10 protein-coding genes are annotated in these 9,262 nt (G+C 70.4%); 4 read left to right on the top strand and 6 right to left on the bottom strand.

Annotation, left to right across the window (positions count from 1 at the left end):
- The first annotated feature begins 101 nt into the window (after positions 1–101).
- Entirely contained in the window at positions 102–1,514 is a 1,413-nt protein-coding gene (locus G6N75_RS09665) for a mannose-1-phosphate guanylyltransferase/mannose-6-phosphate isomerase (RefSeq protein WP_165348139.1), read from the top strand.
- Positions 1,515–1,542: 28 nt separating this feature from the next.
- On the opposite strand, the gene G6N75_RS09660 is transcribed toward G6N75_RS09665, so the two are convergent.
- Both G6N75_RS09660 and G6N75_RS09655 read right to left on the bottom strand, forming a co-directional pair.
- Positions 1,543–1,965 (bottom strand): type II toxin-antitoxin system VapC family toxin, encoded by a 423-nt coding sequence (locus G6N75_RS09660; protein WP_206203043.1) that lies wholly within the window; start codon positions 1,963–1,965, stop codon positions 1,543–1,545.
- Positions 1,965–2,213 carry a type II toxin-antitoxin system prevent-host-death family antitoxin gene (locus tag G6N75_RS09655; protein ID WP_165348138.1) on the bottom strand — a complete coding sequence of 83 codons (249 nt, stop codon included), beginning with the start codon at positions 2,211–2,213 and terminating at the stop codon, positions 1,965–1,967. The genes G6N75_RS09660 and G6N75_RS09655 overlap by 1 nt, the downstream gene beginning before the upstream one ends.
- 170 nt (positions 2,214–2,383) lie before the next feature.
- On the opposite strand from G6N75_RS09655, the gene G6N75_RS09650 reads away from it, so the two are divergent.
- Together G6N75_RS09650 and G6N75_RS09645 are read left to right on the top strand one after the other, a co-directional pair.
- The gene (locus tag G6N75_RS09650) at positions 2,384–3,727 is read left to right on the top strand and encodes a phosphomannomutase (protein WP_165348137.1); all 1,344 of its coding nucleotides are present in this window, start codon (positions 2,384–2,386) and stop codon (positions 3,725–3,727) included.
- 149 nt (positions 3,728–3,876) lie between these two features.
- A complete protein-coding gene (locus tag G6N75_RS09645; RefSeq protein WP_165348136.1) occupies positions 3,877–4,122 on the top strand; it encodes a hypothetical protein in 246 nt (81 codons plus the stop codon).
- Here the strand turns inward: G6N75_RS09645 and G6N75_RS09640 are convergent.
- Positions 4,119–4,730, bottom strand: a complete 612-nt coding sequence (locus G6N75_RS09640) for a transposase (RefSeq protein WP_165348135.1) — start codon at positions 4,728–4,730, stop codon at positions 4,119–4,121. The two genes, G6N75_RS09645 and G6N75_RS09640, sit on opposite strands and share 4 nt — an antisense overlap.
- 166 nt (positions 4,731–4,896) lie before the next feature.
- Between G6N75_RS09640 and G6N75_RS09635 the strand changes: the two genes are divergently transcribed.
- Positions 4,897–5,721, top strand: coding sequence for a GNAT family N-acyltransferase (locus G6N75_RS09635; protein ID WP_165348134.1), 825 nt, complete (start codon positions 4,897–4,899; stop codon positions 5,719–5,721).
- Between the two features lie 72 nt (positions 5,722–5,793).
- Here G6N75_RS09635 and G6N75_RS09630 read toward each other — a convergent pair whose 3' ends face one another.
- The 3 genes from G6N75_RS09630 to G6N75_RS09620 form a co-directional block, all read right to left on the bottom strand.
- A complete protein-coding gene (locus G6N75_RS09630) occupies positions 5,794–6,186 on the bottom strand; it encodes a DUF4168 domain-containing protein (protein WP_165348133.1) in 393 nt (130 codons plus the stop codon).
- A gap of 175 nt (positions 6,187–6,361) precedes the next feature.
- Entirely contained in the window at positions 6,362–7,777 is a 1,416-nt protein-coding gene (locus G6N75_RS09625) for a sigma-54 dependent transcriptional regulator (RefSeq protein WP_165348132.1), read from the bottom strand.
- Positions 7,764–9,245 carry a HAMP domain-containing sensor histidine kinase gene (locus G6N75_RS09620; protein WP_165348131.1) on the bottom strand — a complete coding sequence of 494 codons (1,482 nt, stop codon included), beginning with the start codon at positions 9,243–9,245 and terminating at the stop codon, positions 7,764–7,766. The genes G6N75_RS09625 and G6N75_RS09620 overlap by 14 nt, the downstream gene beginning before the upstream one ends.
- Positions 9,246–9,262 lie beyond the last annotated feature (17 nt).

Below are 9,262 nucleotides of genomic sequence, written 5' to 3'. Positions count from 1 at the left end.
GCAGCCGGACGCCCGTCACAAATCCCGCGCCTGGCCGTGGCAATCACCCCGCCACCCTGTCGTACAATCCGGGGCACCTTTCGACGCCAGGGATTGCCCAGATGATCGTCCCCGTGATTTTGTCCGGCGGCTCCGGCACGCGCCTGTGGCCGCTGTCGCGCGAGCTCTACCCGAAACAGCTGCTGCCGCTGGTGGGCGAGCAGACCATGCTCCAGGCGACCCTCGCGCGCCTCGACGGGATCGAGGGCCTGGCCGAGCCGATCATCGTCTGCAACGAGGAGCACCGCTTCCTCGTCGCGGAGCAGCTGCGCGCGGCCGGCGTGAAGCCGGCGGCGATCCTGCTCGAGCCGGTGGGCCGCAACACGGCGCCGGCGGTGGCCCTGGCGGCGGCGACGGCCCTGCAGGAGCAGGCCCAGGGCGTGGACCCGGTGCTGCTGGTGCTGCCGGCCGACCACGTCATCCGCGATCCCGCGACTTTCCGCCGTGCCGTGGCCGCGGGCGCGAAGCTGGCGGAGGAGGGCAAGCTGGTCACCTTCGGCGTGGTGCCCGACCGGCCCGAGACCGGTTACGGCTACATCCGCGCCGCGGCCAAGGACGGCGCCGCCGCCGTGCAGCAGTTCGTGGAGAAGCCCGATGCGAAACTCGCCGCCGAGTACGTCGCTTCGGGCGAGTACTTCTGGAACTCGGGCATGTTCATGTTCCGCGCCGGCCGCTACATCGAGGAGCTGCGGACGCATCGCCCCGAGATCGTGACCCAGTGCGTGGCCGCCGTGGCCGGCGCGAAGTCGGATCTCGACTTCGTCCGCGTGGATCGGCATGCCTTCGAGGAATGTCCCTCGGACTCCATCGACTACGCGGTGATGGAGAACACGGCGCATGCCTGGATGGTGCCGCTGGCCGCCGGCTGGAGCGACGTCGGCAGCTGGGCCAGCCTGCACGACGCCTGCGAAGCGGACGCGGCCGGCAACGTCGCGGTCGGCGACGTGCTCTGCGAGGACGCCACCAACTGCTATCTCTACGCCCAGAGCCGCCTGGTGGCGGCGGTCGGGCTGGCCGACTGCGTGGTGGTCGAGACCAAGGACGCCGTGCTGGTGGCGCCGCGCGACCGGGTTCAGGACGTGAAGAAGCTGGTGGCGCGGCTCAAGGCCGACGGCCGCTACGAGACCTCGCTGCATCGCCAGGTGTTCCGGCCCTGGGGCAGCTACGACAGCATCGACAACGGCGACCGTTTCCAGGTGAAGCGGATCGTGGTGAACCCGGGCGCGCAGCTGTCATTGCAGATGCATCACCACCGCGCCGAGCACTGGATCGTGGTGCAGGGCACGGCCCGCGTCACGTGCGGCGACGAGGTGTTCCTGCTGGGCGAGAACCAGTCCACCTATATCCCGATGGGCACCACCCACCGGCTCGAGAACCCCGGCAAGGTGCCGCTGCACCTGGTCGAGGTGCAGTCGGGCTCCTACCTCGGCGAGGACGACATCGTCCGCTTCGAGGACACCTACGGGCGGGGTTAGGTGGGGACTGTCCCCGGGACAGTCCCCATCAGAGCATCTGGCAGCTGACGCCGAGCGACCGTGCGGCTGCCGCCAGCTTCCGGTCGAGCGTCACCACGGCCGCGCCGTGCCCCGAGGCGATCGCCAGGTGCAGGGCGTCGCCAGCGCGCAGCCCGGTCTTCTGCTGGTCGGCAAAGCGGGCGGCCACGCGGAACTCCGTCCCGCTCGCGCCGAGCACGTGAAACGACTCCTCCACCAGCGCGGCGAATACCCGGAGCGCATCGGCCCGATGCCCGGCCGCCAGCGCCCGCAGCCGGAGCTTCATTGCCAGGGCCGCGGAGAATTCAGTGATCACCCAGTCGCTGATGGCGAGCGCCCCCGGCGCCTGCGCGGCGAGCCAGCGCTGTGTCGTCGCGGTCCTGGCCTCGTTCGTCAGGGCCGCGACCAGCACGCTCGTGTCGAGGTAATGCATCAGTAGCGCGAATCCTCGCGCAGCTTCCGGATGAAGGTGGCCGCGGACTCGTCCTGGCGCGGCATCGGTTCCGTCACTGCCGCCAGTATCGCCAGCGCGACCGGCTTGCGCTCCGGCGTCGCAGTCGTCAGCCTCGCGACGGGCTTGCCGCGACGCGTGATGACCACGGTTTCGCCCGACTCCGCCTGTTCCACCAGTTCGCTCAGCCTGGCCTTGGCGTCAGCCAGGTTCACCGTGTCGGCGCGCATGCCCTGTCTCCTAAAGTGACTACTTAGTTGGTCAGATACTAGCACTACTGGGCCGGGCATTGCAGGGGGCCTTCGTCGCCGGAGCGTGCAGAAACGCCGGGACTCGCCGACTGGCCCAGGTTTCACGCTGCGTTGCTAGAATGCCGGCTTCCGCCACTGGATGACCTCACATGAAATGCTTCAAGGCCTATGACGTCCGCGGCCGCCTCCCGGACGACCTCAACCCCGACATCGCCCGCCGCATCGGCCGCGCCTACGCCGCCGTCATCGGCCCGCGCCGCGTGGCGGTCGGCTACGACGTGCGGCTGTCGTCCCCCGAGCTCGCCGACGCGCTGGCCGAGGGCCTGATGGACGCCGGCGTGGACGTGGTCGACATCGGCCTGGGCGGCACCGAGATGGTGTACTTCGCCGCCAGCCACCTCGACGTGCACGGCGGCATCATGGTCACCGCCAGCCACAATCCGCCCGACTGGAACGGCATGAAATTCGTGCGCGAGCAGTCGAAGCCGATCAGCGGCGACTCGGGCCTGAAGGACATCGAGGAGCGGGTCGAGCGCGACCGCTTCGAAGCCACGCCGCGGCGGGGGCGGCGGACCGAGGTCGATATCTACGCGGAATACATCGATCACCTGCTCGGTTATGTCGACCGCCAGGCGCTCAAGCCGCTGAAGCTCGTGGTCAACGCCGGCAACGGCGGCGCGGGCCTGGTGATCGACAAGCTCGAGCCGCGGCTGCCCTTCGAGTTCGTGAAAATCCAGCACGCGCCCGACGGCACGTTCCCGCACGGCGTGCCCAACCCGCTGCTGCCCGAGCATCGCGCCGCGACCGCCGACGCCGTGGTCAAGGCCGGCGCCGATTTCGGCATCGCCTGGGACGGCGACTACGACCGCTGCTTCCTGTTCGACGAGACCGGCCGCTTCATCGAGGGCTACTATATCGTCGGGCTGCTGGCCGAGGCGTTCCTGGCCAAGCACCCCGGCGCGAAGATCGTGCACGACCCGCGCCTGACCTGGAACACCATCGACATCGTCGAACGGGGCGGCGGGGTGCCGGTGATGTCGAAGACCGGCCACGCCTTCATCAAGGAGCGCATGCGGCTCGAGGACGCCGTGTACGGCGGCGAGATGAGCGCGCATCACTACTTCCGCGACTTCGCCTACTGCGACTCCGGGATGATCCCGTGGCTGCTGGTGGCGGAGCTCGTGTCCCGCGCCGGCCGCCCGCTGTCGGCGCTGGTCGAGGAGCGCATGGCCGCCTTCCCGGCCTCCGGCGAGATCAACCGCTCGATCGACGATCCGCCGGCGGTGCTGGCGGCGGTCGAGGATCGTTACGCGGACGAGGCCGTGGCCGTCGATCGCACCGACGGCCTGTCCATGGAGTTCGCCGACTGGCGCTTCAACCTGCGCGCCTCGAACACCGAGCCGCTGGTGCGGCTCAATGTCGAGGCCCGGGGTGACAAGGCGCTGATGGAGGCGAAGACGACGGAGTTGCTGGCGCTGCTTGACGCCCGGTAGGCGGATCTCCCCGTTCGCGGCCGCGCCGGTGTTGCACCGCAGCACACGCTGCGGTTGCACTTTGGTCCCCGGCGAATATGATTAAAAATTCGTCACCCAGGCGCGGCGAGCGTGCCCCGCCCGGCGGGCGATCGAGAGGAGGTGCCCTGATGAAAGCGACTGTATCGAGGCTGGTCCTGCCATTGGCTGCGGCCGGGATGCTGGTGTCGGGCTGCGCGGCCGTGCCGCCGGGCGAGGAGACGGTCAAGCGGCACGCGATCGACCACGAGTACGTGAATGCGGTCGAGAAATCGGCGCGCGGGATGCCGGTGAAGATTTACTGGGTCAACCCGCCGACGAAGCCGGTGGAGCAGTCCACGTCGGTCAAGTTCAACGTCGACCTGCCGCAGGACTAAGTTTTGGGGACTGTCCCCGGGACAGTCCCCACCCCCAACGGCGCGCCCGTCCGCACACTGTTCCGGACGGCCTTCAGCTCTAGAGCATTCTCCGGGCGGTTGACGCGCTCGACCCACCGGGCGGGCAATCCGGCCGGCGGATCCAAGAGCTCGAAGGGCGCGCCGCCGCGACAGCGCCACGCCAGGCTGCCCCACGGCCAGTGCTCCGCCCGCTCCACCAGCGCGGCGCGCAGCGCGTTGCGCTCGACATAGCGCATGATCATCAGCAGGTAACCGTCGGTCCGGATCTCGAACGGCTTGAACCGTCCCTGCCAGACGTGGCCGCTCGTCTGGTGCACCCAGCGATGGCGCGCCACCTGCTTGGTCATCACCCAGTGCATCCAATCGCTCAGGTCCTTGTCGCCGGCCGGGCGAACCAGGAAATGGAAGTGGTTGGGCATCAGGCAGACGGCCAGGATGCCCATGCGCACCCGTTCCTGGGCCGCGCGCATGAAATCCAGGAAGGCCTGGTAGTCCTTGGTGTCGTGGAAGACGGTTTGGCGCGCACTGCCGCGGTTGATCACGTGGTAGTAGCGGCCGCCATGGAGCTGTCTCGGTTTTCTCGGCATGGGGACATAGCCTGGGGACAGTCCCCAACCCTGTACAGGGCGGGAAAGGCCGCAATTCGCGGGCAAACCGGGGCTTCCACCCGCTGACCCGAAACGGCAACACGGCGGCAAGCGGCGTGTCATCGGACGGTCGTACCGTGCGCGGCAAATCCCACACGGTACTGCCATGCTCGCGCAACCCGCCTGTTACCCGGTCGCTCCCGAATGCCTGCCGCCGCTCCTGCGCGTGGCTGGCTCGTATCGCCTGCGTTTTGCCGCCTCGGCCGACGATCTGGCCGCCGTGCAGCGGCTGCGCTTCGAGGTATTCAACCGCGAACTCGGCGAGGGTTTTGCCGAAAGCTGGCAGACCGGCCTCGACGCGGATCCCTGGGATCCGTTGTTCCATCACATCATGATCGAGCACCTGCCCAGCGACACGGTGGTCGGCAGTTACCGGCTGCAGACCGGCCCCATGGGCGAGCTTCACGGCGGCTACTACTCGGAGTCGGAGTTCGACCTGCGGCGGCTGCCGCCCGAGGTGCTTGGGAATGCGGTGGAAATCGGCCGGGCCTGCGTCGAGGCGGGCCATCGCAACGGCCGGGTGATTCACCTGCTCTGGCGCGGCCTCGCGGCCTACCTGCTGTGGAACCGCCAGCGCTACCTGTTCGGCTGCTGCTCGCTGCCGACGCGTGACACCGCCACCGGTGTCGCTGCCTGGCGCCAGCTGAAGCTCGAGGGCTTCCTGAGCGAGCGCTATTCGGTGGCCCCGCAGCGTGAGCACGCGATCGAGGTTCGCCGTGGGCCGAGTCGCCCGCTCGAGCCGGGCGAGCTGCCGCCGTTGTTCCAGAGCTATCTCAATCTCGGGGCCGAGGTTTGCGGCCCGCCGGCGCTGGACGCGGAGTTCGGCACGGTCGATTTCTTCGTGCTGCTCGATCTCGAGCGCCTGGCGCCGAGGACGCGCCAGCTGTTCTTTCGGGACCTGCCCGAGCCGGCCGTGCCGCGGATCGCTTGAGGAGGGCCCGGCCCCCGGGGACTGTCCCCAGGACATGTCCTGGGGACAGTCCCCAGGACCGGGCCCCGCCGCTCAGCTGCGGTCTTCGATCCGCTTGTTGACGCGCTCCTGGATGGTGGGGTCGGAATTCATCAACTGCGCGATGCGGTTGTACTCCTCCACCGTCAGGCCGGCGTCCTTGACGGCTTCGATCATCTCGCCCTGGGCACGCTCCTGGATCAGCCGGGCTTCCTCCATGTCCCCGCTCTGCTCCAGTTCCTCGGTGGCCTTGCTGCCGATGGCGTGTACCTCTTCGAGCGCCACCACGAACTGGTCGAGCTTGGCGCCCGGCACGTCCGCGGGCGGCGCAGCCTGCGCCTGGCCTGTGCCGTAGCCTTCTTCGGCGATGCCGGGTGCCGCGGCAAGGCCGGCCGCGAGAGCGGCGGTGGCGGCGAGGGCGAAGGCAGTGTGCTGGCGATGTTTCATGTCGGCTCCTTGCAATGGGATTGTTGGCCTGCCCGAAATACTGCAAGGCGCGTGCCACCCCGGCGGATGCCTGCCAGGACAGCGACTTACCGCGATCCGCCGGCCCGCGGCGGGGACCGGGCGAGCGCCCGGGTGTGCCAGGCTGGCACAATCAACCGGCGCATGTGCCAGGGCGTCACATGTTGTCGAGGCGCCGGTAGAGCGTGCGCCGGCCGATCCCGAGGACCTCCGCGGCGCGCCGCTTGTTGCCGTCGAGGCGCTCGAGCACCCAGCGAATGTAGCGCTGCTCCCACGCCTCCAGCGACGGCCAGTCCTCCGGGTCGTCGCCGCGCACGACCAGCCGCTCCGCCCCGTCCTCGCCGCCCGCCCCGGGCGCGTCGGAGCCCGCCGTCATCCGCCTGTGCCGCCGGATCCGCTCGGGGAGGTGCGCGGGGCGAATCTCGCGGCCGCCGCAAAAGGCGGTGGCGCGCTCCAGCGCGTTTACCAGCTCGCGCACGTTGCCGGGAAAACCGTAGGCCCGGAGGCAGGCCAGCGTGTCCTCGGCCAGCGCGGGTGGAGGCTGGCCGCGGGCCGCAGCGAAGCGCGCCACGAAGTGCGCCGCCAGCAGGTCCAGGTCGTCGCCGCGCTCACGCAAGGGCGGGACCCGGACCTGGAAGGTTTCCAGCCGGTAGAACAGGTCGGCGCGGAAACGCCCGGCGGCGACCTCGGCCTCGAGGTCGCGGTGGGTGGCCGCCAGCAGGCGCACGTCCACTCGCCGCTCGCTGTCGGTGCCGAGCGGCCGGATGCTGCCATCCTCGAGGACGCGCAGCAGCTTGGCCTGGATCTCCGGCGGCATCTCGCCGATCTCGTCGAGCAGCAGGGTGCCGCCGTCGGCCTCGGCGAACAGTCCGTCCCGCTGCTGGGTGGCGCCGGTGAAGGCGCCGCGGGCGTGCCCGAACAGCTCGCTTTCCATCAGCTCGGCCGGGATGGCGGCGCAGTTGAGCGGCACGAAAGCGCGGTCGCGGCGCGGACTCTCGGCGTGCAGCGCGCGCGCCACGAGCTCCTTCCCGGTCCCGCTTTCGCCAGTGATGATCACGGGCGAGGGCAGCGGCGCGATCCGCCGGACCAGCTCGTAGAGCTCGCGCATCGGCGCGCTGCGCCCCAGCATGCCGTGGAACTCTCCTTCCGCCAGCAGGCGCCGGTACTGGCTCAGCTCGGAGCGCAGCTGCCGCGCCTCCAGGGCGCGCGCGACCGCGAGCCGCAGGTGCTCGAGGCGGAGGGGCTTGGTGAGAAAGTCGTCGGCGCCCTGCTTCAGCGCCTCCACCGCCTGCTCGACCGTGCCGAAGGCCGTGATCATGATGAACGCCGGCGGATCCGGCAGCGTCCGGCAATGGGCCAGCAAGGCCTGGCCGTCCGCGCCCGGCAGCCGGAGGTCGCTCAGCACCAGGTCGGGCTTCTGCTCCACGACCAGGGCGTGGCCCGTGTCGCCGTCGGCGGCGGTGAGCGTCGCGTAGCCGGCGTCGTCCAGTTCCTGGTGCAGCATGTCGCGCAGCCCTGCGTCGTCCTCGACGACCAGGACGCAGGGGCGGCGGCCGGGGTCAGGCCTGGTCATCGGGCGGCTCCGCGGGCAGCTGGAGGGTGAAACGGGCACCGCCCAGCAGCGGGTCGTCGGTCACCACGAGGCGCCCGCCGTGATCCGCCGCCGCGGCTGCCGCCACGCTGAGCCCGAGGCCCGTGCCCTGGCCCACGGGCTTGGTGGTGAAAAAGGGCTCGAACACGCGGTCGCGCTCCGCCGGCGGGATGCCCGGCCCGTCGTCGGCGACGTAAACCCGTACGCTGCCGTCGTCGCCGGCCGCGGCCCCGATCGTCACCTTTCGGCGGGCGGCGTCCAGGCCGTTGTCGATCAGGTTGCGCAAGGCTTGCTCCAGCCGCAGGGGGTCGGCGCACACGGCCAGCGACGGGTCCGGGCACGGCAGCGCCAGCTGCGGCGGGTCCGCAGCGGCCGTGAGCGCCTCGTCCGCCAGGCGCCGCAGGAGCGGCGCGAGCTCCACGCGGCGGCGCTGCAGCGGGTTGGCGCGCCCGTAGTCGAGCAGCTGGCGGATCGTCTGTTCCATGCGCAGCGCCGCGTCCTGGATGGCCTGCAGCGCCGGGCGTTCAGCCGCTTCGAGCGGCGCCGCCCGCAGCAACTGCTGGGCGCGGCCGTACAGGGCGGCCAGCGGGGAACCGAGCTCGTGCGCCACGCCGGCCGCCAGCCGGCCGACCGCCGCCATCTTCTCGCTCTGGTGCAACTGCTCCCGCAGCCCGGCTTCCGTGGCGCGCTGGCGTTCCAGTGCCTGCTGGGATGCGGCGATACCGTCGAGCATGCGGTTGATGTTGCTGGCCAGGCTCCGGAACTCCGCCACGCCCGCCGGCGTCAGCCGGTGGCGGTCGTCGCCCTCGCGCACACGTTGCAATCCGGTCTCGATGGCGCGGGCGTGCCGGCCGACCCCGTAATGATGGCCGAGCACGATCAGCAGCGTGAGCAGGGCCCCGGCCGTGGCCACCCCGACCAAGGCCAGGAGCTGGGTGCGCTCGAGGTAGCCGCGTACCGCGCCGCTGTGGCGGGTCACCTGGAGCAGTCCGGCGATGCGGCCGTCGCCGGTGGTCAAGGGCTGGAACACGGACACCAGCTGCTCCGTGCCGATCGCCGCCGCTGCCTCCAGGCGCTCGCCCTGCTCGGCCATTTCGGCTGCGGTGCGACTCGGCACGGCGGCCCGGCGGCGGCCGCTCTGGGCCACCCGGACGCCCTTCTCGTCGTAGACATTGACAGCGTAGACCTGGTCGAAGCCGACCGTGGAATCGATGGCCGCCTGCACCAGGCCGGGCCGGTCCTGTCGTATCGCCTCGCTCAGCGGCAGCCGCAGGGTGCGGGCGATGAGTTCCAGGTCCTCCTGCATGCGGGCGTTGATCTGTTCTTCGAGCCCGCGCAGGCCGATCCAGCTCGCCAGCCCCATCACCAGCAGGCAGGGCAGGACCACGAAGGCCACCACCGCGGTGCGCAGGTTGAGCGATTCGCCGGCTCTTTGCTTGAAATGAGCCATGCGTCATTTTGGCACAT

The sequence above is a fragment of the Thioalkalivibrio sp. XN8 genome (assembly GCF_011058255.1).
Classification (GTDB): Bacteria; Pseudomonadota; Gammaproteobacteria; order Steroidobacterales; family XN24; genus XN24.
The sequence above is the reverse complement of the archived record's forward strand: the minus strand, read 5'-3'. Positions and strand labels throughout refer to the sequence as shown.

Excerpts from the sequence above, each read along its gene's own strand:
- G6N75_RS09650 (WP_165348137.1), top strand. The coding sequence starts at position 2,384 with ATGAAATGCTTCAAGGCCTATGACGTCCGCGGCCGCCTCCCGGACGAC.
- G6N75_RS09625 (WP_165348132.1), bottom strand. The coding sequence starts at position 7,777 with ATGACCAGGCCTGACCCCGGCCGCCGCCCCTGCGTCCTGGTCGTCGAG.
- G6N75_RS09630 (WP_165348133.1), bottom strand. The coding sequence starts at position 6,186 with ATGAAACATCGCCAGCACACTGCCTTCGCCCTCGCCGCCACCGCCGCT.
- G6N75_RS09660 (WP_206203043.1), bottom strand. The coding sequence starts at position 1,965 with ATGCATTACCTCGACACGAGCGTGCTGGTCGCGGCCCTGACGAACGAG.
- G6N75_RS09635 (WP_165348134.1), top strand. The coding sequence starts at position 4,897 with ATGCTCGCGCAACCCGCCTGTTACCCGGTCGCTCCCGAATGCCTGCCG.
- G6N75_RS09620 (WP_165348131.1), bottom strand. The coding sequence starts at position 9,245 with ATGGCTCATTTCAAGCAAAGAGCCGGCGAATCGCTCAACCTGCGCACC.
- G6N75_RS09645 (WP_165348136.1), top strand. The coding sequence starts at position 3,877 with ATGAAAGCGACTGTATCGAGGCTGGTCCTGCCATTGGCTGCGGCCGGG.
- G6N75_RS09640 (WP_165348135.1), bottom strand. The coding sequence starts at position 4,730 with ATGCCGAGAAAACCGAGACAGCTCCATGGCGGCCGCTACTACCACGTG.
- G6N75_RS09665 (WP_165348139.1), top strand. The coding sequence starts at position 102 with ATGATCGTCCCCGTGATTTTGTCCGGCGGCTCCGGCACGCGCCTGTGG.
- G6N75_RS09655 (WP_165348138.1), bottom strand. The coding sequence starts at position 2,213 with ATGCGCGCCGACACGGTGAACCTGGCTGACGCCAAGGCCAGGCTGAGC.